The organism is Buttiauxella sp. A111 (genome assembly GCF_014189855.1).
In the GTDB taxonomy this organism is placed as follows: Bacteria; Pseudomonadota; Gammaproteobacteria; order Enterobacterales; family Enterobacteriaceae; genus Buttiauxella; species Buttiauxella selenatireducens.
Genome location: NZ_BJFN01000003.1, coordinates 63885 through 86523, shown reverse-complemented (window position 1 = coordinate 86523; position 22639 = coordinate 63885). Strand labels below are relative to the sequence as shown.

Annotated in this window: 28 protein-coding genes; 24 read left to right on the top strand and 4 right to left on the bottom strand. The window is 49.4% G+C overall.

Annotated elements, in window-relative coordinates:
* Positions 1-30: 30 nt before the first annotated feature.
* From BSPA111_RS09695 to BSPA111_RS09605, 21 genes are all read left to right on the top strand, one after another.
* Positions 31-483, top strand: a complete 453-nt coding sequence (locus tag BSPA111_RS09695; RefSeq protein WP_183270962.1) for a head completion/stabilization protein — start codon at positions 31-33, stop codon at positions 481-483.
* Complete coding sequence (locus tag BSPA111_RS09690; protein WP_183270961.1) at positions 480-983, top strand: phage tail protein; 504 nt, start codon at positions 480-482, stop codon at positions 981-983. Before BSPA111_RS09695 ends, BSPA111_RS09690 begins: the two co-directional genes overlap by 4 nt.
* The gene (locus BSPA111_RS09685) at positions 983-1690 is read left to right on the top strand and encodes a hypothetical protein (RefSeq protein WP_183270960.1); all 708 of its coding nucleotides are present in this window, start codon (positions 983-985) and stop codon (positions 1688-1690) included. Before BSPA111_RS09690 ends, BSPA111_RS09685 begins: the two co-directional genes overlap by 1 nt.
* On the top strand, positions 1687-2814 hold the full coding sequence (locus tag BSPA111_RS09680) for a DUF2586 domain-containing protein (protein ID WP_183270959.1): 1128 nt from the start codon (positions 1687-1689) through the stop codon (positions 2812-2814). Before BSPA111_RS09685 ends, BSPA111_RS09680 begins: the two co-directional genes overlap by 4 nt.
* Positions 2811-3266 (top strand): phage protein, encoded by a 456-nt coding sequence (locus BSPA111_RS09675; RefSeq protein ID WP_183270958.1) that lies wholly within the window; start codon positions 2811-2813, stop codon positions 3264-3266. The genes BSPA111_RS09680 and BSPA111_RS09675 overlap by 4 nt, the downstream gene beginning before the upstream one ends.
* Before the next feature lie 9 nt (positions 3267-3275).
* Positions 3276-3506, top strand: a complete 231-nt coding sequence (locus BSPA111_RS09670) for a phage holin family protein (RefSeq protein ID WP_183270957.1) — start codon at positions 3276-3278, stop codon at positions 3504-3506.
* A gap of 59 nt (positions 3507-3565) precedes the next feature.
* Positions 3566-3907 (top strand): M15 family metallopeptidase, encoded by a 342-nt coding sequence (locus BSPA111_RS09665; protein WP_183270956.1) that lies wholly within the window; start codon positions 3566-3568, stop codon positions 3905-3907.
* Positions 3907-4284 carry a hypothetical protein gene (locus tag BSPA111_RS09660; protein ID WP_183270955.1) on the top strand — a complete coding sequence of 126 codons (378 nt, stop codon included), beginning with the start codon at positions 3907-3909 and terminating at the stop codon, positions 4282-4284. The genes BSPA111_RS09665 and BSPA111_RS09660 overlap by 1 nt, the downstream gene beginning before the upstream one ends.
* Positions 4211-4399 (top strand): hypothetical protein, encoded by a 189-nt coding sequence (locus BSPA111_RS22665; protein ID WP_255459256.1) that lies wholly within the window; start codon positions 4211-4213, stop codon positions 4397-4399. The genes BSPA111_RS09660 and BSPA111_RS22665 overlap by 74 nt, the downstream gene beginning before the upstream one ends.
* The gene (locus BSPA111_RS09655) at positions 4386-4643 is read left to right on the top strand and encodes a putative phage tail assembly chaperone (protein WP_183270954.1); all 258 of its coding nucleotides are present in this window, start codon (positions 4386-4388) and stop codon (positions 4641-4643) included. The genes BSPA111_RS22665 and BSPA111_RS09655 overlap by 14 nt, the downstream gene beginning before the upstream one ends.
* Positions 4644-4660: 17 nt before the next feature.
* Positions 4661-4834 carry a hypothetical protein gene (locus BSPA111_RS22820; protein ID WP_373925635.1) on the top strand — a complete coding sequence of 58 codons (174 nt, stop codon included), beginning with the start codon at positions 4661-4663 and terminating at the stop codon, positions 4832-4834.
* Positions 4831-6999, top strand: coding sequence for a phage tail tape measure protein (locus BSPA111_RS09650; RefSeq protein ID WP_183270953.1), 2169 nt, complete (start codon positions 4831-4833; stop codon positions 6997-6999). Before BSPA111_RS22820 ends, BSPA111_RS09650 begins: the two co-directional genes overlap by 4 nt.
* Complete coding sequence (locus BSPA111_RS09645) at positions 6996-7325, top strand: DUF2590 family protein (protein WP_183270952.1); 330 nt, start codon at positions 6996-6998, stop codon at positions 7323-7325. Before BSPA111_RS09650 ends, BSPA111_RS09645 begins: the two co-directional genes overlap by 4 nt.
* Entirely contained in the window at positions 7322-8506 is a 1185-nt protein-coding gene (locus BSPA111_RS09640) for a baseplate J/gp47 family protein (protein WP_183270950.1), read from the top strand. The genes BSPA111_RS09645 and BSPA111_RS09640 overlap by 4 nt, the downstream gene beginning before the upstream one ends.
* The gene (locus BSPA111_RS09635) at positions 8499-9098 is read left to right on the top strand and encodes a hypothetical protein (RefSeq protein WP_183270948.1); all 600 of its coding nucleotides are present in this window, start codon (positions 8499-8501) and stop codon (positions 9096-9098) included. The genes BSPA111_RS09640 and BSPA111_RS09635 overlap by 8 nt, the downstream gene beginning before the upstream one ends.
* A 2-nt stretch (positions 9099-9100) precedes the next feature.
* Positions 9101-11494: a phage tail protein gene (locus tag BSPA111_RS22660; protein ID WP_183270947.1), complete on the top strand. Its 2394-nt coding sequence runs from the start codon at positions 9101-9103 to the stop codon at positions 11492-11494.
* A 12-nt stretch (positions 11495-11506) separates the two neighbouring features.
* Positions 11507-12037, top strand: a complete 531-nt coding sequence (locus tag BSPA111_RS09625; RefSeq protein WP_183270945.1) for a tail fiber assembly protein — start codon at positions 11507-11509, stop codon at positions 12035-12037.
* Complete coding sequence (locus tag BSPA111_RS09620; RefSeq protein WP_183270944.1) at positions 12027-12752, top strand: hypothetical protein; 726 nt, start codon at positions 12027-12029, stop codon at positions 12750-12752. Before BSPA111_RS09625 ends, BSPA111_RS09620 begins: the two co-directional genes overlap by 11 nt.
* Positions 12724-13269: a hypothetical protein gene (locus tag BSPA111_RS09615; protein WP_183270943.1), complete on the top strand. Its 546-nt coding sequence runs from the start codon at positions 12724-12726 to the stop codon at positions 13267-13269. The genes BSPA111_RS09620 and BSPA111_RS09615 overlap by 29 nt, the downstream gene beginning before the upstream one ends.
* 3 nt (positions 13270-13272) lie before the next feature.
* Positions 13273-14949, top strand: coding sequence for a hypothetical protein (locus BSPA111_RS09610; protein ID WP_183270942.1), 1677 nt, complete (start codon positions 13273-13275; stop codon positions 14947-14949).
* Between the two features lie 111 nt (positions 14950-15060).
* Positions 15061-15552 (top strand): hypothetical protein, encoded by a 492-nt coding sequence (locus BSPA111_RS09605; protein WP_183270941.1) that lies wholly within the window; start codon positions 15061-15063, stop codon positions 15550-15552.
* A gap of 517 nt (positions 15553-16069) precedes the next feature.
* Here the strand turns inward: BSPA111_RS09605 and BSPA111_RS09600 are convergent.
* Together BSPA111_RS09600 and BSPA111_RS09595 are read right to left on the bottom strand one after the other, a co-directional pair.
* Complete coding sequence (locus BSPA111_RS09600) at positions 16070-16294, bottom strand: hypothetical protein (protein WP_183270940.1); 225 nt, start codon at positions 16292-16294, stop codon at positions 16070-16072.
* A gap of 231 nt (positions 16295-16525) precedes the next feature.
* A complete protein-coding gene (locus BSPA111_RS09595; protein WP_183270939.1) occupies positions 16526-17926 on the bottom strand; it encodes a PIN domain-containing protein in 1401 nt (466 codons plus the stop codon).
* 363 nt (positions 17927-18289) lie between these two features.
* Between BSPA111_RS09595 and mntR the strand changes: the two genes are divergently transcribed.
* The gene (gene mntR / locus BSPA111_RS09590) at positions 18290-18757 is read left to right on the top strand and encodes a manganese-binding transcriptional regulator MntR (protein ID WP_183270937.1); all 468 of its coding nucleotides are present in this window, start codon (positions 18290-18292) and stop codon (positions 18755-18757) included.
* 2 nt (positions 18758-18759) lie between these two features.
* Positions 18760-19878 carry an SLC13 family permease gene (locus BSPA111_RS09585; protein ID WP_183270936.1) on the top strand — a complete coding sequence of 373 codons (1119 nt, stop codon included), beginning with the start codon at positions 18760-18762 and terminating at the stop codon, positions 19876-19878.
* A 37-nt stretch (positions 19879-19915) separates the two neighbouring features.
* On the opposite strand, the gene BSPA111_RS09580 is transcribed toward BSPA111_RS09585, so the two are convergent.
* Together BSPA111_RS09580 and BSPA111_RS09575 are read right to left on the bottom strand one after the other, a co-directional pair.
* Positions 19916-20731 carry a Cof-type HAD-IIB family hydrolase gene (locus BSPA111_RS09580; protein ID WP_183270934.1) on the bottom strand — a complete coding sequence of 272 codons (816 nt, stop codon included), beginning with the start codon at positions 20729-20731 and terminating at the stop codon, positions 19916-19918.
* Positions 20728-21951 carry an MFS transporter gene (locus BSPA111_RS09575; protein ID WP_183270933.1) on the bottom strand — a complete coding sequence of 408 codons (1224 nt, stop codon included), beginning with the start codon at positions 21949-21951 and terminating at the stop codon, positions 20728-20730. The genes BSPA111_RS09580 and BSPA111_RS09575 overlap by 4 nt, the downstream gene beginning before the upstream one ends.
* A gap of 106 nt (positions 21952-22057) precedes the next feature.
* Between BSPA111_RS09575 and BSPA111_RS09570 the strand changes: the two genes are divergently transcribed.
* Complete coding sequence (locus BSPA111_RS09570) at positions 22058-22603, top strand: TetR/AcrR family transcriptional regulator (protein ID WP_183270932.1); 546 nt, start codon at positions 22058-22060, stop codon at positions 22601-22603.
* Positions 22604-22639 lie beyond the last annotated feature (36 nt).

Below are 22639 nucleotides of genomic sequence, written 5' to 3'. Positions count from 1 at the left end.
GCCGGTCAGCCCACCTTTTTCGGGGGATAAATGTTTAGCGGAACACCGATAGATTTTCAGGATGAGCCGCTGGAGAACAACGGATTCTGGCCAGATCTGAACTTAAAGGACTTCCAGAGCCAGCGAACCATCCCTGCGGATATTGATGCAGACACCATCGCCCAGGCATTGATTGTTGCCGTGGCGGAAGTGAATGCGGAGCTGGAAAGCGTGGAGTATCAGCAGCGGGCAAAAGGGTATGAATCAGCGGCAGCAGTACCCGGCGTAAAAATGTCAGGGCTTAACGCGTTATGTGCGCAGTACACCAAAGCGGTATTTGCCAGGGCAAAAGCCGATCTGCTGGGTGAGTTTGCCACTATTGGACAGCGTGAAACCCATCCGGGGCAGGAAAGCACGGAAACGCGCGCTGGACTGCTGGCGGAAGCCTCGGTAGTGATCCGACGCATGAAAGGGCTGAAACGGGCAACGGTGAAAATGGTATGAGCCAGACGCAACTTGAATCACTGACGGCATTTTTTAAGAACAACGTACCCGCGCGGGCAATGGCGGAATTTTCCAGCGTCGTGGATGAGATGCAGTTTATTCCGGCTGCCAAAGATTTAGGGCTGGAACAGTACCGCCAGGCGGTGATTCGTTATGACGCGCTACTGAGCTGGCAGCGCTTCCCGTTCCGCCTTTGCCCGCCACAGCTGCTGATGTCGTTGCTGGCGGCGTGGCTGGATGATGCTGACCGGGCGTTGCTGGACGAAATCGGGTTAACCGATGCTGAGCCGGACTGGGATGTTTCGGTGGAGTCGGAAGAAACGGCCACCATTGTTTTGACCGTGCCAATGGCCGAAGAACTGGTGATTAAACCTGATGCAAAAGGCGCAATTCCATGGAACGGAAAACGCTGGTCACTGGTTGAGCCTGAAATCTGGACAGCGATAACCGCACAGATTTACGGCGTGGATGAAACCGGTGCACCGGTAGGGGCTGACTGATGTTTGCGGGCGGGGAGCTGAACAAAAAGCAACTGGCCGCGCTGCGTGAAACGCTGGCAGGTCTGGATTTGCCACCGAAAAAGCGCCAGCGCCTGATCTGGCGGTTGGCTAAATACGGATTGATTGCTGCCGCAAAGCGTAATGTCCGAAACCAGCAAAGCCCGGATGGTCAGGCATGGGCAGCCCGTAACACCGGGCGCAAAGGGAAGATGCTGCGCAACCTGCCAAAGTTGCTTCATATCCGCGAGATGCCAGAAATTCAGGCCGTGCGGGTGTATTTGCAGGGTGGAGGGTACCGCAACGGTGAAAAACCGGTACCGGCTGGCACGGTGGGGTACTCACAGCAAAACGGCATGCGGGTGCGGGTAAGTCGCAGCGAGAAATCCGCCAGTGTTCAGACAGGGCGGATGGCCACATTAAAACAGGCCAAAAAACTCCGCGCTCTGGGTTATCAGGTGCGCAAGGGCAAGCGGATGAAAAAGCCCACGTACCGGCAGTTGATGGACACCATGCCATACAGTCAGGCCGGGTTATTGATCAGAAAGCTAAGCGGGAAGGTGGTGAAAACAAGCTGGACAGTTGACCTTCCGGCGCGTGAGTTCCTCGGTATGAGTGACGACGATTTTAATAAAGCGCTAGCGCGACAGCTTCAGGCCATCGGCTTTGGCTGGGACGTCAACGCACAGGACATAAGGGGTGGGGCATGACCTGGCCAAATGTGACAGTAAACCAGATTAACCAGTTGCTGGGCGAAACCAACGAAGTGGAACGCACTGTGCTGTTTATCGGGACGGGTACCGTGAATGTGGGCAAAACGCTGGCCGTGAATGCCCAGAGTGATTTTGATGCACTGCTGGGTGAGGATGAAAGCCCGTTAAAAAGTGATGTGCTTGCAGCCCTGGCAAACGCTGGCCAGAACTGGTGGGGCTTTGTGCATGTGCTGGCGGCTGAAAGTGCGCCGGATGCGTGGGTGGATGTGGTGCTGGCCGCACAGCTTTCCTGTTCGGTAGAAGGGGTGGTGCTGTCAGATGATATCACCGCAAAGACCACCATTAATCAGGCCGTCACGCTTCGGGCAAATCTTATCGCCCGCTTTGGACGCTGGGTGTGGTTCATCCTCGCAGTTCAGGGAATGCAGGATGAAGAAGGCCAGGCGGGTTATCTGACACGTTTGTCCACGCTTCAGGATGGCATTGCTGAAAAGGCGGTGCAGTTGGTACCGCGCTTGTGGGGTAACGAAGCGGGAGTGCTGGCCGGACGCTTGTGCAGTCGCGCCGTCACCATTGCAGACAGTCCGGCGCGGGTGAAAACCGGGGCGCTTATCAGTATGGGCAGTGACGAAACACCACAGGACGGGATGAACGTGCCGCTCTCGCTGGCAACGCTTCAGGCTCTGGAAGCACAACGCTTTAGCGTCCCGATGTGGTACCCGGATTATGACGGTCTGTACTGGTCAGATGGGCGCACACTGGATGTGGAAGGCGGTGACTATCAGAGCATTGAAACGCTGCGTATTGCGGATAAAGCCGCTCGTCGCGTTCGTCTGCTGGCCATTGCGCATATTGCAGACCGTTCGCTGAACAGTACGCCTTCCAGTATCGCCGCGCATGAGCAGCTGTTTGCAAAGCCGTTGCGTGAAATGTCAGTGAGTTCGGCCATTAACGGCGTGACGTTTCCGGGGGAGGTGAAGTCTCCACAGGATGGGGATGTGTCGATTGTCTGGAAAAGCAAAAAGGCGGTGGAGATTTACATTGTGGTACGCACCTATGAAGTACCGCTGCAAATCACTATCAGCCTGTTACTGGATGCCAGCCTGGAGGCGAGCGCATGACAAAACGAATTTCGGGTATGTCGTTTGATACCCATATGGGTGGTCAGCTGATCCACGTTGAAAAAATCAGCCTGGATATCACCGATAACAGTGCTGCCGCGCAGACACGTGGTGTGCCGGATGGCCACGTTGATGGCGACGTTGCTGCTGAAGGGGAGATTGAACTGAGCACGAAAGCGCTGGCCATTGTCACCGGTCTGGCTCGCCGTGCTGGTTCATGGCGTGGAGTGGAGCCACAGGATTTTCTTTTCTATGCCAAAGCGGGCAATGAAGAAATGAAAGTGGAGGCGTTCGGCTGCAAGCTGCAACTCAATAACATTCTGGATGTTGAACCGAAGGGCGGCAGCATTACCACGCACAAAATTAAATACTTCGTGACCAGTCCGGAGTTCGTAAAAATTAACGGTATTCCGTATCTGGAAGCAGAAGCCACGGCAAACTTGGTTGGGTAAGGGAGTCAGATGCAGGAGCACGAAAAAAGCCTTTATACCCTGATTGTGATTGGTGCGCTGATTGCCATCGGGAAGGTACTGACCAGCAATGAGCCTATCACGCTGCGTCTGTTTGTCGGGCGCATGATTCTGGGATCGGCGGTATCGCTGGCGGCGGGTGGGTTATTGATTCAGTTCCCTGATATTTCCCCGGTAGCCATTAATGGCGTGGGGGCTGCGCTGGGCATTGCCGGTTATTAGGCGGTTGAAATGTGGTTGCGTCGCCACGCAGCCGGGAAAAGTAACGGGAGCGAAACACCATGACACTGAGCGAAAAGCAGCAACTGCTTGCTGTGAAAATTGCACAGCTGATTTTATGGGCTGATGAACGTGGTTTGCGTCTGACATTCGGTGAGGTTTACCGCACCCCGGAACAGGCAGCGCTGAATGCGAAGAAGGGCAGCGGCATTTCAAACAGCCTTCACACCCAGCGTCTGGCCGTGGATTTTAATCTGTTTGTTAATGGCCAGTACAAAACCCGCACGGAAGATTATCTGCCGCTGGGTGAATACTGGGAATCCCTGGGTGGCAGTTGGGGTGGGCGCTTTAAAACCAACCCGGACGGCAATCATTTCAGCCTGGAACATAACGGGGTGCGCTGATGAATCGCGCCACCGTGCTGGCAATAGCGGCGCTTGTGCTGGCCTTTCTGGCAGGCTGGAAAGTCGCTATCTGGCAGCGGGACAGCCTGGAGCTGGTGATTGAAAAAAGTGCCACTGCCACCGGCAAAAAACTGGAGGCCGCCGCCAGTCAGTCAGCAAGAGAACTGGAAGGAAAACTGGATGAGATCCGTAACGCGCCACCACGGGAAATCCGCACGGAGCTGGTTAAACCGGTCTTTACCAATGTTTGTCTGTCTGCTGAGTTTGTCAGCATGTACAACGATGCCGCCGCCAAAGTCGAACGTGCGTTATCAGGAAAACCTGAAAACAAAATGCCCCGTGCAACTGCCACGCCTGACGGGCAATCAGGGAAGTAGTGCGGCAGACCTGTTAATTATTTATTTAGATATTTATGGCCAGTGTGCTGCACGGCATAACCAGCTGGTTGATGAAATTAATTTAAGAGAGAGTTTATTAAATGGAAAAGATTAAATTATCTGTTGCAGGTGCTGATATTTGTTTTGAGCCTAATCAGTCGGCATATAATAAATTTATTAACGAAATGGCCATGGATAACAAAGTTGCCCCTGCGCACAATTATCTGATGCGTATTGTGACGGCAGAAACCAAAGAAGCACTGACGGAAGTATTAACCCGTCCGGGTGCTGCCATTCAGTTGGCCGGTAAGGTCAATGAAATTTATGCACCTGATCTGGAAATTGAAGTAAAAAACTAACGGCGCGGGTTCGCGCAATTGATAACAACGCCCTTGAGCAATATTTAATTCTACGTCGTCATTATTTACCCCGTGGTGAAGATAATACGGATGATATTGCCGCTGCCGTCTGGCTGGATAATCGTTTCTGGGAATATATGCGTGTGGCCATTGCCAGCGGTATTGGCACAGCATTTAAAGGCGCTGAATGAAACAGCTTGAATTTACATTAAGCCTTATCGACAAACTGACCCGCCCGTTAAAACAGGCGCAGGGCAGCGTGACGGGTTTTGCTGATGCCTCAAAAGAAGCCTTTACCCGGATGGGTGGTGGTGCGCTGGCATTGTGGGGTGTTGGCCAGACGGTAAAAGGGGCGTTGTCACCGGCTATTGAAATGTATGACGCGCTGAGTGAGGCGTCAGCGCGGGGAATCGATAACACAGCGTTAGAATCTGTACAACGTGACGCACTACGCTTCAGTACCACATACGGTGCCAGTGCCGTGGAGTTTGTTAATTCAACCAAAGACATTAACGCCTCCATTGCCGGGCTGAGTCGTGATGAGCTGCCAAAGGTCACGACAGTCGCCAATACACTGGCGTTTGCCATGAAATCCACCGCAGCAGAAGCCAGTGAATTTATGGGGCAGATGTTCGGTAATTTCAGGCGTGAAGCGGATGCGCTGGGCAAAGTGCCTTTTGCTGAGCAACTGGCCGGGAAAATGGCTTACATGCGCCAGACGTTTGGCACGGAAATGGCCACTATCAAAGACCTGATGGAAGGTGCTCGCGGTGTGGGTTCTAACTACGGTATCGGGCTGGATGAACAGCTGGCGGTGCTGGGGCAGCTTCAGCGCACCCTGGGGACGGAAGCGAGCAGCGCCTATGAAGGCTTTATGACCGGCGCGATTGAGGGCGCGGAAAAGCTGGGAATGTCATTTACCGATTCCACCGGGAAAATGCTTTCCATGCCGGAGATGCTGATCAAACTTCAGGGTAAATATGGCAAAAGCCTGGAAGGAAACCTGAAAGCACAGGCGGAGCTGGATGCCGCATTTGGTGACAGTTCTGCCGTGGTCAAGCAGCTGTATGGCAACGTGGGATTACTTCAGCGCAATATTACTGAACTGGGTGGTTCTGATGGACTGAAACGTACACAGGAAATGGCAGCAAAGATGGTCAAGCCCTGGGATCGTTTTGTGGAAATCCTCAAGGCCATTCAGACCGTCATTGGTTTGACGCTGATCCCAGTTCTTTATCCGTTGCTAAACCGTCTGGCCGATATCGGACAGACCTTTGCCCGCTGGATGCAGATGTTTCCCAACATTGCCCGCGTGGTGGGGTATGCCACGCTGGCTTTACTGGGATTCGCCGCTGTGGGGGCGACAGTCAATATTGTGATGGGAGTTTCTTCTTTCATCATGATGGGGCTTACGGGCATTTGGAAAGCCCTGGTTACCGTCGTTAAGTCTTATACCCTGGTTATCTGGCTGGCACAAAAAGCAGTAATTGCCTGGAATGTTGTGCTGAAAACGCTGCGCGGTGTCTTACTGGCCGTGCGCATGGCAGCCATGCTTGCAGGTATCAGTATCAACCTGCTGAGCTGGCCGGTACTGCTGATTATTGGAGCGATTGCGGCGCTGGTAGTCGGTTGCTATTTACTGGTGAAACACTGGGATGCTGTCAAAGCGGCGGCGATGGATACCGCAGTTTTTAAGGGTGTTGCCGGTGTGGTGCAGTGGCTGGCCGGAGTGTTTGCTTCAGCCTGGCAATTTATCACTGATGGCTGGAACAGCTTTGTTCAGGTGCTGACGGGCTTTTCACCTTCTGACGCGCTGGCTGGCATGGCCACGGGGATTATCACCCTGTTTGATAACGTCTGGGAGACTATTAAAGGTGGCTTTCTTAAATCATGGAACTGGATTGTAGGGAAGCTGAATAACATTCCAGGGGTGGATATTTCGCTGGCAGGAAATAACACCGTAGAGCAGGTGGCCAGTAGACCATTGCCCGAAGGTATCCCGACTTCACCCGTTATCGGTGTTGCAGGTAAACCGGTGGCACAAAATGCGACTGTTCCGGAAATTAATCTGGGCGGGGTTCCACCTCCTGTAATAAATAACAAAATTGCAGGTGCGCCAGTGCCTGTTATTAACAACACGGTCTTACCATCGCCACCTTCTCCCGTCGTTATGCAAAATACATTATCGACGGGTGACAAAATTAAAAACATTGATAAGGGTGGCATAAGTAAAACCATAAACAGCAACAGCCGTTCAGTGACTGATAACAGCAAAAAAATCGACACGGTAAATATTTACCCGAAAGAAACATTAACGCCCGGGCAATTAATGGAATGGCAGGAGCTGAATGGATGAGTGAAGTATTTTATATAGACCTGCTGATTCAGAATGATGATTTTTTACTGAACACCGGGCAGGAGCCAGAACTGTGCAATAACCGACAAAGTATTGGGCAGGATATCGTTCACGCAATATTAGAAAGCGGGCTTGCCACAGAATTAATTGCTGAGCGCAGCCCGACATTACGCGCAGATATTTTCACCCGCCTGGAATTACTGGTGGAAGGGGATGAACGTATTGTGCCGGGTACCGTGACAGTTTCAGAAGAAAGTCGATCGCGTCTTTGGGTGACGGCGGAAACGGAAGCCTTTGGCGTGATTTCGGCGGGGGTGATGCTATGACGGAAAAGCCGCAGATTGATTTTGAAGAAGTGGTGAAAGAAAGCGGGATGCCCACGACGGAAGAAGAAGTGCGTACCCGATTTAACGCCATCGTCAAAGCGGAAGGGCTGATCACCAATACATCCCGTATGTCACCGTTCTGGCGGCTCATTACTGCGATTGTTACCGCGCCGGTGATGTGGCTGAAAGACGCCCTTGTTTCCACTGTGCTGGCCAATATGTTTGTGGCCACAGCCAGTGGCCAGATGCTGAGACTGTTGGCGTGGGCGGTGAATCTGACGGCTAAACCCGCCAGTGCCGCCGAAGGGGTGATACGTTTTTTTAAAGAAGATGCCAGGGCTGTGGTCACGGTGAACGCCGGGACAGTGATCCAGACGGAACGGATTAACGGCACAGTCTACGAACTGGTCACGGTGGGAGACATCACCATTCCCGCAGGAACAGCGGATGCCCTGCTGCCCGTTAAAGCTACGGGTGCCGGTGGAGCATACAACCTTGCGCCGGGGTATTACCGTATTTTGCCGGTTGCAGTGACGGGGATTAGCCATGTGGCCAGTGAAGAAGACTGGCTGACCGTGCCGGGAGCCGATGAAGAAAGCGACGACGAATTACGCGAACGCTGCCGCAATCAGTTCAATCTGGTGGGTAACTACCACACCGATGCGGTTTACCGCTCCATGATTGCCGGAGTTGTCGGGTTGAGTGTCGAGCGTATTTTCTTTTTGCATGATGCACCGCGTGGACCTGGTACGGCCAATGCGTATTTGTTGCTGGACAGTGGTGTGACGTCTGAGCCGTTTATTGAAGCCGTAAATCATTACATCAACACGCAAGGTCATCATGGCCATGGGGATGATATGCAATGTTTTTCGATGCCAGAAACCCGGCACACCCTTGCAGTGGACGTGTTTGTGATGAATCCGGACAACATGACGGACGAGGAACAGGCAAGGTTGGTGGCTGGCGTGGAAAATCTGATCCGCTGTGCCTTCAGGGAAAACAGCAATTTCAACGTAAAAAAGACATGGCCATACTCGCGCTTTTCCGTTTCGAATCTGGGGCGTGAGGTGCATCGTCAGTTTGCGGTGATCGATTCCCTGCATTTTTCCCTGGGCGATATCGTCAGTGAACTGAATGTGCCGCGCCTGGACGCGCTAACAGTGAGCCTGAAACATGAATGATTTTATGAAAAAGATGGCCTCGCTGGCATTACCTTTCTGGATGAATAAAGGCGAGCCGGGGAAATTACTGAAGGCGTCGCAGGTGTTCTGGTTTCAGGCTTATGAGTGGATCACATGGCCACTGAAGCAGTTTGATCCACTGACCTGCTCGGAATCCTTGCTCAACCTGATTGCGTATGACCGCGATATCACTCGCTTTAATGGCGAACCGCTGACCCTGTTCAGAAAGCGCGTGGCGTATGCGTTTATTAATGCCAGTGATGCCGGGAGTGTGGCCGGTTTTATCAGTATTTTTCAGCGGCTCGGAATTGGGTATGTGGAGTTGCTGGAACGCCAGAAAGGCATCGACTGGGATGTGATAACCGTCAGGGTGACGGATAGCCAGCTGTCAGATAACCCGGAACTGATGCTGGAGATTATCCGCCAGTACGGGCGCACCTGCCGCCGTTACCGCTTTGAAGTTATCACGACCAGCGATCTGTTTATCCGTGCGGGCTGGTTTGACGGGGAATACATCTGCTATCCGGCACGCCTTGAGGCTACCGGCACCAATAACGACAGCGCCACCTATGGCGCGAAACTGGAGAATTAACCATGTCACAGACCGCCATTACCCTGGCATTTGAACGATGGAAAGCGCAGCAGGGTGCTAACAGTCAGCCGGTTGTTCTGGATGAATTTGTGCTGGCCAATGTGCCAGGGCTTGATCCCTCATTGCCCATTGACCGCAACGAAACGTTGCCACCGGCTGGCCAGATTGTGCATCGTCAGGCGGTAGGTATGACTGGCCTGGTGAATGAAAACGCGGTGGTCTATTCGGTAACGCTGGGTAGCGATGTGGGCGACTTCTCCTTTAACTGGATTGGTCTGATCAACAAAGCAACCGGCACACTGGCTATGGTCATCCATGCGCCACTTCAGACCAAATATAAAAATGCATCTGGTCAGCAGGGTAACGTACTGACGCGTTCATTCCTGATGGAATACAACGGGGCTGCGACGGAAACGCAGATCACCACACCGGCAGAAACCTGGCAGATTGATTTCACGGCACGTCTGGCGGGCATTGATGAGCGTCAGCGCCTGGATAACATTGATATTTATGGTCCGGGTGCGTTCCTTGGGGATGGTTTTTTGGTCGCTAAAACCGGAAATCAGTATTTTGTGACGCAGGGCGTGGGATACATCGGTGGATTACGTGCAAACCTTGCGGCTAACAGCAATATCACAGTAACAACCAAACCCATTAAAGTCTGGGCAGATGTGAGCTATCACGGCACGTTAACCAGTGCTTTCCAGACGGATATCAAACTAACTCTGGCCACGGCACTGGATAACTACACGCAGTCAGGGATCGCGCATTATGTTTTTGCGCTGGCCAGTATCGACGCCAATGGCGTGATCACGGATTTACGCCCAAAGGGCAGTTTGGGAGAGCAGCAGGGAGGCCGTGATTATCTGCGTAAAGATAAAAACTTATCGGATGTGAAGGACGTTCCTGCCGCGCGCAAAAGTCTGGGGTTGAAAGGGGCTGCGGTACTGGATGTGGGTGCCACTGCCGGAACGGTGACAGCGGGCGATGATCCACGCATCGTTAACGCCCTGCAAAAAGGCAATAACCTTTCCGATGTGGAAGATAAAGCTCAGGCACGTGGCAATCTGGAATTGAAAACCGCTGCTTTACGGGATGTTCAGACCGCACGGGGTGACGTAACAGCAGGCCGAGTTCTGGTAAACGGTGGCACATTTGCGATTGGCGCCAATCAGGTTGAAATGCACGTTGGGGATCTTGATTTTCAGTTTGGCGGCAGCGGGACATTTGTTTCCCCTGGTGGTGTCAAGGCCTTTAATGGTGCAACTGAATTAGCCGCTAACGGCATCTATGTACGTGGAACAGGCAACAAACACATCTGGTTTTATGATCCTAAAGGCGCGGAAATGGGGCTGGTGTATGCCTCTGACGATAAAGTTATTCATATGAGAGCCGGGCAAGGACCGTCATTTGATGTGAACTCGGCAGGGGATGCCACGTTGCAGGGGACTGGCACCCTGTTTGCGAATAACGTCTACGCCAAACGCGCTATTTGTATTGGTGATGATGATACCGGTTTTCTGGCAAACGGCGACGGCAGCGCATTTATCCGAGCCAATAATACGAATATTGGTTGGTGGGATAGCAGCAAATTTGTACTGGACAAGTCACTTCGGGCAAGGGGCGGCTTAGAAACATCAAGTATTGAACTGACGGGCGGCGCATCGGTTATCGACTTCCATTTTAATTCTGATGCCGATGACTTCAACGTCCGCCTTTATAACAATGCGCACAATCAGCTTTCTATGCAGGGCGTGGCAGCCAACCCACTTTTTAACCATTCTTCCGGGCAGTTTGTCGGCAAAGGGGCGGCAGGTGGATGGGGGGCTGAGTGGGGTAATTATAAGACCGCGCCGTTTAATGCCTCTGATGTTTATGCCTCTGGTGGTGATGCCTGGTGTCCGATGATTAAAGGACACGGCCAGAAAGGAACGGGTTATGCCACCAGTGTTTCCTTTGGTTTCTACATCCCGCCCAACAATGCTTTCAACAACCCCGTTGTCTATGCAAAAAACGACAATGGTTCGTTTGGGTGGTGGATGTTCAATAACCAGAGCGGGGATATTAACTACGCCAACGGCAGTAGCGGTTTTACGATGGCAACCCAACCCTGGGTTAACGGGCGTGTATCGGATGTACAGGCCTGGGTAAATGGCAACTTTTGCACCATCCCGCAACGTGATGCGAAAGCCGATACTTCATGGGTGCGCTCCTGGTTTGTTCAGAGCATACGTTTCGGGGCGTCGGGTGAATATCAGGAGCGCAGTAATAACGAACGTGTCGGCGGCGGCGTCGTGACCTCTTTTGCTGACAGGGGGAGTTCAAATTACTGGATACGTATCCGCCCTTTGCAATATCTCATTAATGACGTCTGGTATACGGCTTCATATTCATAAGGATTAGTGACAATGAAAACAATGAAGAATTTCACCTCATCGGTTAAACAACTGGATGATATCGCGGTACTGGTTTTTACCGATGAAGACGGGAACGACTGGTATGAAGCGCAAAAGGAATTTTCGAAAACCAGCCTGAAATTTATGTTTGACGACAGGGGCAATATTGTTGCCGCATCATGGGATGTTTCCATGCTGGCACCCGATAATTTATCGGTTTCAGAAATTAAAAAATCCAGTGTTCCCGTAACGTTTTTTGACGAGGGTACACGCTGGGTTTTTGATGGTAAAAAAATCCGCGCATTCAGCTATTCGCCAGAAGAATTGCAGCAACAGGCTGAAGATAAACGCGCCCGTTTAATCAGTAATGCGAAAGAAAACATTGTTGTCGGGCAGACAAAGTTAGCCCTGGGCAGGACTTTAACCGATAAACAGTTTAACGAGCTGAATACCTGGCTTGATTACATTGATCTGCTTGAAGTCGTAGATATTTCAACGGCACCTGATGTTAAGTGGCCGGAGGTACCGGGTCATGTGGCGTGAAGCAAAGGTGGCCTTTTCTGATTCACTGGCCGCGCTCAATTGTTCAATTGTACCGGCTCATCCGTGGATTTATGGGCTGGGGCAGCAAACGGATAACGGTGCCTATTTAAGCCCGGTTAATGCTGTCTCTTATCTTTCGGGCAAGCTGGCCAGTGTGGGGGGAAATGCTGACGTGGTGGTTTTCCTTGTGACCGGTTTAACCCATAACAGTTTCATGGCCAGCCTGAATGCGTTGACGGCAGTTTTTCCCGCGCCCGTATTTACACAAGTTAGCCGTCTGGTGAAGTCTGCCGCTGAACTGGCCACAATCAGAATGCAGTTACCGGCTAAAAGCACGGGGGGATTACCTGCGGCCATACCGCTATCAGTGCCAACATCCCGCGCAGCGTTGAATGCCATGGCTATGGCTGATGCACAAAAGGCAGTCAGTACTGGCTCCAGTCTGGCCAGTATGAAAGGCCAGCTAACGGAATTTATCAGCCAGCATGCGGCACTGGTTAGTGATGCGGCCAGCGGGCTGGCTGATCTTCAGACAAAAAGTGCCAGAGCGTGGGTATTTACGGCCAGCGGTGATGTAGCGACCACCGTCAAGCAGCTGCTTAACGGCATCCCTCAGCAATCAGCCGTGTTCAGCGTCGGCATGATGCTGGTTGGCGATAATCTCGATGGTGTAAAAGGAATGATCCATGAATTCGACCCCGACACTGGCACTTAATGGCGAAGCCATCCCACTGCAAAATATGCGTGTGACGATCAGCATGCAGTTTCAGGATAAAGACCAGTCCGGCCAGACGAGTGCCACGACCAAATCAGAGCAGGGTATCAAGGGTAAAGAACTGCGCGTGGTGGGAGAAGTACCGTTTAAAAAGCCGGAAATTCTCAAGCGCATATTTGAGCTGGCCAGCGCCCGTGATGGTGCCGGAAAACTGCAAACGTATCGTGTGGCGCATGATGTTGCCCGCGCCGTGAATTTACGGGAAGCCACATTTACCGGCACGCTGGATGCGCCCCAAAATGATGGGAAAATGTCGTGGCTGGTGACGTTTACCCTGAGTGAACATGTCAGCGTCCAGGAAAAACGTGAAGCCCGCGCCAGTGCTAAAACAACAGCCAGAAAGCAGGGTGCAGCGAATAGCGGTAATCCCGCAGGTCAGCCAGCGGGTGAAGATGCCGAAAAACTGACGTGGTTTGAAAGCAAGGTGCTTAAACCCGTCAATGATGCGCTGGGGTAATTGATGAAACCGATTAAACGTCTTTACCTTTCAACAGATGAAGTTCATCTGGCTGATGTGAATCTGGTGCTGGAGTTGAACAGCTGTGGCCGTGGTTTTATCACGGCCAAAACCGATACGGATTACACCGGGAAAGTGGTGCGCGTGGATGTGGGTTATACCGATTTGCTTTTACGCTGGTTCACCGGATATGTGGAACGCTCGCAACCGGCAGAAAACGGCTATCAGCGTCTGTTTGTGCGGGAGCTGGCGGGGGTATTTGAACGGAACTGGCCATGCTCATTTCAGCATCCCACTTTACGGGATGTGGCCACCTGGTTGACAGAACACAGCGGGTTGGCCATCACCGTTCCCGATGTCGCCTACAGCGATAAACCTATCCCCCATTTCACCCATAGCGGCACTGGCTACCAGTTGTTAGACAATCTGGGACGGGCATTCAGTATTCCTGATTATGTCTGGTACCCGCTGCCGGATGGTGATGTGTACGTGGGTGGGGCGGAAAAAGCCCTGTTTGCAGGTCGCCCGGTTGAGATCCCCCATGAATTTGGCCAGAACGCGGCAGGGGGAAATACGATGGCCATTCCCATGGTGCAGAGTCTCCGCCCCGGCGTGGAAGTTAACGGCCAGCGGCTGACAAAAGTTAATCTGCATAATGACAACATGAATATTACCTGGACGCCGCGCAACAAAGCAACCGGTGCAGCACTGCAAAAAACGCCGTTGCAACGCCAGATGGAAAGCCATTTTCCTGAACTGGCTTCCGGACTGCATTTACCTAAGTTTGCCAGGGTAATGGCACCCACTGAGCATGTCACCAGTGGCAATTTTTCCGACCCATTCCGCCCGCGCTATGCGGTGGATGTACAACTGCTTGATGCGGATGGCCAGCCGGACAAAGAAACTCCGGTTTACTCTGCTGTTCCGCTGCCGGTACCGATGGCGGGGAATGATTCGGGCATGTTTCAGTTCCCGCCTGAAGGGACGCTGGTTGAAGTCGGATTTACGGGTGGGCGACCCGATAAGCCCTTTGTACGTCAGATGGTGGCGGATGGTACCAGTCTGCCGGATGTGAAACCCGGTGAGCAGCTGCAACAGCAACGAGAAGAAGTCTCACAGCGTGTCACCCAGGCAGGTGACTGGGTGCGTAAGACAGACCAGACAATCAGTGAAACATCCATGGTGCGGGAAGTGGTTGCCGATACAGAGCGCCGCCAGTTGGTCAGCCGTGAAACCACGGTGAAGGCGAACGATAAAACCACGGTACTGGGGGCGGCGCAGTTATTGGCCGGAACCATCCAGCATATGGCCACTGGAGATTACAGCCAGGCAGTGCAGGGCAACATGCTGGCCAGCGTGGGCGGTAATGCTGAAACAGATATTACCGGCAGTAAAACGACGACAACCGGCAAAGACCTGATAGAGCAAATCGGGACAATACGCCGTAGCGTGGCCGCACAGCGTCAGGAGCTGATTGCGCCGGTTATCTGGCTGGGCAGCGAAAGTATCAACGTGGCACAGCTGATGCTGGATACACTGGATGTGGTGAAGCAACTGGCCGAACTAACCGCCGCGCATACGCATCCGAGCGTTGGCACCCCAACCAATGCCAGCGCTATTTCGGGAACGGGTACAGCAGCTGATGTGCTGAAGAATAAATATGATCCTGTAATAGGCTAGTTAACTGATGCATAGGATAAAAAATCTGCTTACTTCTGCGGAAGTCACTTTTCTTTTATCGCCAATAATCCACTATGGGAGGGGATTTTCCTGACTGTGAGAGGACAATATATGGACGATGATGATTTTTTTTACCCGGATTCATTTGAATTTAAAGGGATTAGCTATAAAGGACAGCGTAGTAACAACGAGCTACTAATTTTGATTGATACAAACGACTGTCCTTTTGATATTAGCGAAGTTGTTACGCAGAAAATTGGAAGTAAGGAACGGTTCTTTGAGGTTGCAGACTGGAGTGTTCAAAGCAGTGAGGGTATGGGTGGGAAACCATATCTGGCGGTTCTAAATGTACGATCTTTGGATGCGCTTCCAAAAAATAACCCCATAAGTCAGACATTTAATTTTAATGCTTCTGTGACTGCCAGCAATTTGCAAGCAGGGAATAACAATTCGATCAAACAAGAGATAACCATTCAGCAACTAGCCGATGAGATCCGAAAAAGTGGAGATGCCGAGGCTAAAGGACTTCTCGATAGGTTGTTAAACAATCAAACTGTAGCTGGCATCCTTTCTGCTGTTGCTGGCGCTTGCATCGGTAGTTAATCTAACGTTTAGATACATATTAGACCCGCCACTGTGCGGGTTTTTTTACGTCTTAACCACACAGCACAGGAAGCCCGTGGTGCATTCCATGCGGCAATCTAACGAATCACCAACCATGAAATAGATCTGTATTATGCCGTCTCGCTGGTAGCTCGACAGGCTGACAAAATAAAACCTTTCGCGACAAAATCGGCACTACACCGCACCCGCCTGCGGGTTTTTGATCATAAAAATTTTTCAGTTTTATTTTTCTACAAAAGTATATGCCTGACCGCGCTGTAACTGGGCATCCTGTGCATATAAGAAACTGAAAAGATTGAAAAGAATTTCAGTGTTTTTCAGTTTCAATGCATCGTATAGGATTTTAAATTATTGTTAACTATCAGATATATAAGGGAAAAATTTATATTGGTTATGGCGAGCGGTTATCGATTGTTGTATGAAATTTGGAGTAAAACCCGCGACATCAAGAGTGACGCGGGTCGAAATGGTGCGATATAATCGTAGATTCTGAAATTTACAAACTAGACATTACGCGCTCTACCCAGGTATTGGATATGACTTCACTTTCACGGGCAAAGAATCGAACAGTGTCTTTTGACTGATACATTTCAATCGGCCTTTGCACATCTTCTTTTGGGAACACATCCTTTAAAGTAAATTTCCATTCTGTCAGGTTATTTGCAGCAAATACTTTTTCAGTAGTTTCGTTTGTATAAATTAAAATTACTTCCTTGCTCATTTTGCATCCAATAATAATGAGAAAACATTCCTCAATTGTGTCATGGATAACGTATTTGTGGAAGCCTATATAACTCATTCGTGGCAAGGCGCATTTGGGAATACGAAATTCATTTCGTACAATCAGGTTAACCAATTGAAATTTAAAGAAAAGATTGCATGACTTACTTGAGTTACATAGGTGGAACCACTGAGGTAGACCAATTTCGGTCTACCCTCTATAACTAGATTTTTAAAGAATATATTTTAAATACTCATTTCCTTTTTCAATCAGCGAATCCATCAGGAAATTAAAAACACGCAATTCTCTAATAGTATCTTGGATCTCTGGCACATCGTTAAAACCTGTATGTTGTATTTGTTTAATAAGAGATGTTAGTTTTTCACTACATGCTTCCATTTGAGATATTTTTAATTTTAATACTTTAGTAAATTCTGAGAATACATCAAGATCAATATAACTCAATAACTCATTTTCAAAAACGTAGAAATCAGACAGCATTGATGAACCCTGATGTTTTTTATTCTCGGATTCATGTAATGCCTCATCCGCAAGTTGGATTAATACTAAAGCTGATGGGTTCTGGTGCGTTTTATTATTACGATGTGATGTGAGTTTTTTGAAGAAGCTTAATTGATCGTTAAAGTTCTTATTATAATTATCGTGAATCAAATTAGACCATGTATAGCGTTCTTCATCATTCTCCACTGAAATATGAGATAATTCTTCTACTTCTTTTAAAGATGATTCACGTATTTCTATATTTGCAAGATTTTCTTTTGATTCATGAAGGAAGGTAAGTTGACTAATAAGTTTGAAGTTTTTAACGTTTGCTTTTTGGCATATCTCAGTTTTAAGAGCAGCTAAAGCTCCATGTGTTTTTCCATCATGAATAAACCACCAGTCTTCTTTTAGGTCATCACAAATGAATATGACATTATGAATATTATCTGATTTTGATTTTTCTATTATCTCTTTCCATAAGTATAAATCTCCATATTTGGCTTGAATTTCCACTCCAGAAAAGAAATATGAGTCACTTTTTTTTATATCCATAAAACCAGGTGGGATTTTATTTTTATAACGTTGATCACCTTCAGTGTTTATAGAATTTATTTTCTCTTGTGTTGGTCTGGACCCAACATTATCTAATATTATAGAGTCAATTTCATCTCGAATGAAATCATGTTGTGAAATTTGTTGTTTGCTTTCGATACGTGGCGTAATTTTAGTGTTTATATAGTCTTCTATTGGAGTCTTAATTTGGTTTTGTAATTCTGATATTTCATCATTTAAAGAGTTGTAAAGATGTTTTTTTACCCCACCGGAAGATAAAATGTTTTGGGAGTGAATTTGTTGCAGCTCATTTTTTATTTTTTTTAAACTGGCTATACTGTCTTCAATTACAACTCGTCTTTTTCTTTGATATTCAAGTCCTACTTGAAAAGGTATCCAAGTTCTTGATGAAATTTCTTTCATTACTTTTAGAATATCTTCTCTAGTATGATCTTCGCATCTATAAAGATTAAGTAAGCAATTAGTATCAAATACAAATAATGTTGAATCAGACAACCAAATATCTCTGAGTGATTCATTTGGTGTGCTGTAGAAGCCCGAAAAAGCTGATTTCAAGAGTAACCTCCGTATTAGTGTCATTAATTTTATGCGAACTAATTTAGATCATGTTTCATAGACCTTACAATCAATGTTTACATGATTTAAGCAGATGTGTGATCTTGTAGTACAAAAAATCAGGCAATCTTGAATTATTGAGACATTTATGCGACACATAGTACATATCAAACAATTATTTGACTGAGTTTAATTTTCAACTGTTTGTAATTAATGACATTAATTTTATGGTCAATTTTATGAACAGGCTATATTGTATAGCTATTGCTAATTCGTTAAATTTTTGTGCTTACGTGATGCTGGTTTACAATGGGGCCAAACGTCGTCATTGGACGATGCCGCGCCACTGCATGAGGAAGCATCATGAGCCGTACGCCTGGCCAAAAAAATAAACAGAAAGTGACGCAGTTGGTAAATGTTGAAGAGCATGTCGAAGGCTTTCGGCAGGTGCGGGAAGCGCACCGTCGTGAATTAATTGATGACTACGTAGAGTTGATTTCAGATTTGATTCGCGAAGTTGGGGAAGTGCGCCAGGTAGACATGGCGGCGCGACTCGGTGTTTCTCAGCCGACCGTTGCAAAAATGTTAAAAAGACTTGCTTCGGTTGGGCTTATAGAGCAAATACCGTGGCGTGGTGTGTTTCTGACTGCCGAAGGTGAAAAGCTGGCGCAAATCAGTCGTGAACGTCATCAGGTCGTCGAGAACTTTTTCCTCGCATTGGGTATTAGCCCGGAAACCGCAAGGATTGACGCTGAAGGGGTAGAGCATCACGTCAGTGAAGAGACCCTGGCAGCATTTCGCTTGTTTAGTGAGCAGCGAGGGTTCAAGTAGGAATGTTGTTAACCCTGGTTCGCCCTTTTGCTCGCGATCGATTCCTTCATCTATTGCTACTTATTGGTGTGGTTCTGAGTTTTATCGCGCCTTTTCATCCAACCCTTTGGGCTAATGCCATTGATTGGCACACCATTATTACGCTTGCGGGCTTAATGATGTTGACCAAAGGCGTGGAACTGAGTGGCTATTTCGATGTGCTGGGCCGTCGGATGGTGAAACGTTTTGATAATGAGCGAACGCTTGCCCTGTTTTTAATCAGCGCGGCGGCATTGCTCTCAACGTTTCTGACCAACGACGTTGCACTGTTTATCATCGTGCCGTTAACCATCACGCTGAAAAAAATGTGCGCGATCCCCATTAACCGGCTCATTATTTTTGAAGCGTTGGCGGTAAATGCAGGCTCAATGCTTACGCCAATTGGTAATCCGCAGAATATTTTGCTGTGGGGGCGTTCGGGTTTATCGTTCGGGGAATTTAGCTGGCAAATGGCGCCGCTGGCGCTGGCTATCATGCTCAGCCTATTGGCGCTTAGTTGGTTCTGTTTTCCCAATAAAAAACTCATTTACCAGAGTCATGATAAAAAACATGACTGGCAGCCAAAACTGGTACTGAGTTGTATTGCGCTGTATGGGGTATTTATTGTCGCGCTGGAGCTAAAACAAGAGATCTGGGGACTGCTCGTCGTGACCGCGGGGTTTCTTGTGCTGGCCCGCAGAGTATTGCTGAATATCGACTGGAGTTTGCTGTTGGTATTTATGGTGATGTTTATCGATGTGTATCTGATAACGCAGCTCCCGGTGTTACAGCACGCATTAGCAGGCATTAATCAGCTTTCTACAGGGGGGCTATTCGCGCTGGGAATCGGTTTGTCGCAGGTGATTAGTAATGTTCCCTCGACGATTTTGCTGCTGAATTATGTGCCCGCGTCAATGTTGCTCGCTTTCGCGGTAAATATTGGCGGTTTTGGTCTGCTGCCCGGTTCGCTGGCGAATCTGATTGCCTTACGTATGGCCAACGATCGCCGTATTTGGGTACGTTTCCACTACTATTCATTGCCGATGTTATTGTGGGCGGCTGTGGTGGGATACGGTTTATTGTTGTTGCTTAAAGCGTTGTAAAGTAAAAAAGAGGGGCATATTTGCCCCTCTTTTCGAATCACTCGTCAAACGGCGACTCTTTCTTCAGAACTTTTTCAATCACATCCAACACACCTTGCTGATTGCAATGTCCAGCCTGATAAGATGCAACGTGTTTAATTTTTTCAGGAGCATTGGCCATAGCAAAGCCGAACCTGGCCTGACGCAGCATCTCAATATCGTTACCGCCATCGCCAAACGTGACGACTTCGCTGTCATCAATACCCCATTTTTCTTGCAGTATCCGCAAGCCGTTAGCTTTGTGAATGCCTGGAATGATAAGGTCAATCGAGCCATGGCCGCTGGAAACCGGCACCATAATGCCTTCGAATTGTTCTGCCAGCGAACTCATGGTGTCTTCCAACAAACTGTCGGGCAAATTCAGAGCAAATTTAAAGAAGATATCGTCGAGTCTTGAGAAATTGTCGACTAATTCCAGGCGGTGATAATACATGCGTGCCAATTTTTTGAACGCGTCGTCATAACTTTTCAGGGTATAACCGTTGCGCTTGCCACAGGCGATAATCTCCACATGTGGCAGTGTCAGCAGATGGTCGATAACGGTATTGAACTGCTGTTGTGTCAACTCACCGTTGAACGTATCTTTGCCCTCGTTAACGACCCATCCCCCGTTGTCGGCAACGAATGAAATCTCGTGGGCAATCTCCGGGAAAAACGAAATTAACTGGTAATACTGGTTGCCACTGGCGACCACAAACCGAATACCTTGCTCTTTCATCTGCGCATAGAGTTCAGCAAAACGTGCGCGGTTGTACTCTTTATTATCGTCCAGGAACGTTCCATCCATGTCGACGGCAATTAGTTTCACACTCATCGATTTCTCCGTTGAATTAACTCGGGTACAAGGTCTGTAGGTTTAGCGACGGCTTTCGCAACCAGGGCTGCAACTACCATCAAACTCAGTACTACCAGCATGGCCAGACGCAGGCCGTAATGCTCACCGAGGAAGCCCAGCAAAGGCGGGCCTACAAGGAACGCAATATAACCTGACGCGGCGACGACACTGACGCGAGTTGCCGGGTCTGGCCCGGTATCACCTGCGGCAGAGATGGTGAGCGGGAAGCCAAGTGAAGTTCCCAATCCCCATAGAATCACGGAAATGCCAGCCACAAAGGCATTATCAACAAAGATGATGAGACCTATACCTAAAATCCCCATCACTGCACAGGCACGAACCACCGTCACGCGGCTGTAGCGGTCGATAAACCAACCGCCGGTAAAGCGCCCAACGGTCATTCCAAGCGTAAAGCCGACATAAATCATTGAGCCGGATGTGGGGCTAAAACCATGACCGTCGACCATCAGCAGGGGTAACCAGTCATTGGCGGAGCCTTCTGCAAACGCCATCGCCAGCACAATAGTGCCAATCAGTATCAGCTGAAGATCTTTATAAAACGGCGGGTGCGGTTCGTGCGCATCAACAGAGTTCGCATCGGTATTGTCCTTTCCTACGCCATGGGGGATTGCGGTAATCGCGATAATAATCGGCGCAATCACGATTAGGCCAATCACCAACAGATGCCCATAAGCAGTGACGTTAAAGGCCGTCAGACTCATGCCAATGCCCGCGCCAGCAAGTGTTCCCAGACTGTAAAAACCGTGCATCATCGGTAGCACCGTTTTTTTCAGCAGGCCTTCCACAATGGCGCCTTCTACGTTCATCGCCACTTCAGACGAGCCAAGCCCTGCGCCTAAAATCGCAAGCCCCAGAGCAAACAACCAAGGTGACGAAAGGAACAGCGCAACCCCCATCACCAACATGCCGGTCACCATTAGCGTCATGCCGCTACGGATAATATTGCGCGTACCAAAACGCTTAACCAACCAACCGGAACAGAGAATACCGCTCATCGATCCAATCGACAGGCCAAACAGCACGATGCCCATACCCGCGGTCGACACGCTGAGCGTGTCCCGAATAGCAGGAGTACGTGTAGCCCAGGAGGCCATAACAAGACCCGGCAGAAAGAAGAAGGCGAATAATGCCCAGGTGCGACGTTGTGTCGCTTTACGTTGGCTAATAGCGGCAGACATGGATATACCGGTTGGCGATGAATGCGAATTACACTAGCAAGATTGTGTACATATGTACACATTGCCTGGTAAACTCTTTTGAGTCCGGTTTAAACGAGCGAAAATAATGAGCAAAGCCCCGCGCCGTAACGATCCTTCACGACGTGAACGCATTCTGCAAGCGACACTGGATATGCTGGTAGAGCATGGAATTAGCCATATTACGCACCGCAAAATTGCTGAGGCAGCAGACGTTTCGTTAGGATCAATGACCTATTATTTCAACGGCATAGAATCATTGCTGAGCGAAGCATTCACGCAATTTGCCCATCAGATGTCAGATGAGTACCGCAGTCGCATGGAGCAAGCCAGCAATCGCGCCGAGGCTTGCGAAGCTATCGTCGATATGATTTGCGGTGAGAAAATGGCGACGTCCTACAACCTGCAAGTGATGTATCAACTTTATGCCTACGCCAACCGTAACCCCGCCTTGAAAATCATCATGCAAGACTGGATGTGCCGTAGCCAGCAAGTGCTGGAAGCCTTCTTTGACCCGATAACCGCCCGAACGCTGGATGCTTTTATCGAAGGCATGACACTGCATTATGTGACTGACAGGCATCCGCTGAGCCGCGAAGATCTCAGCAGAATGCTGGCAAAAATTGTGGGATAAATTTGGCAGGTGATTTTCTGCGTATTGTTAGCTAGA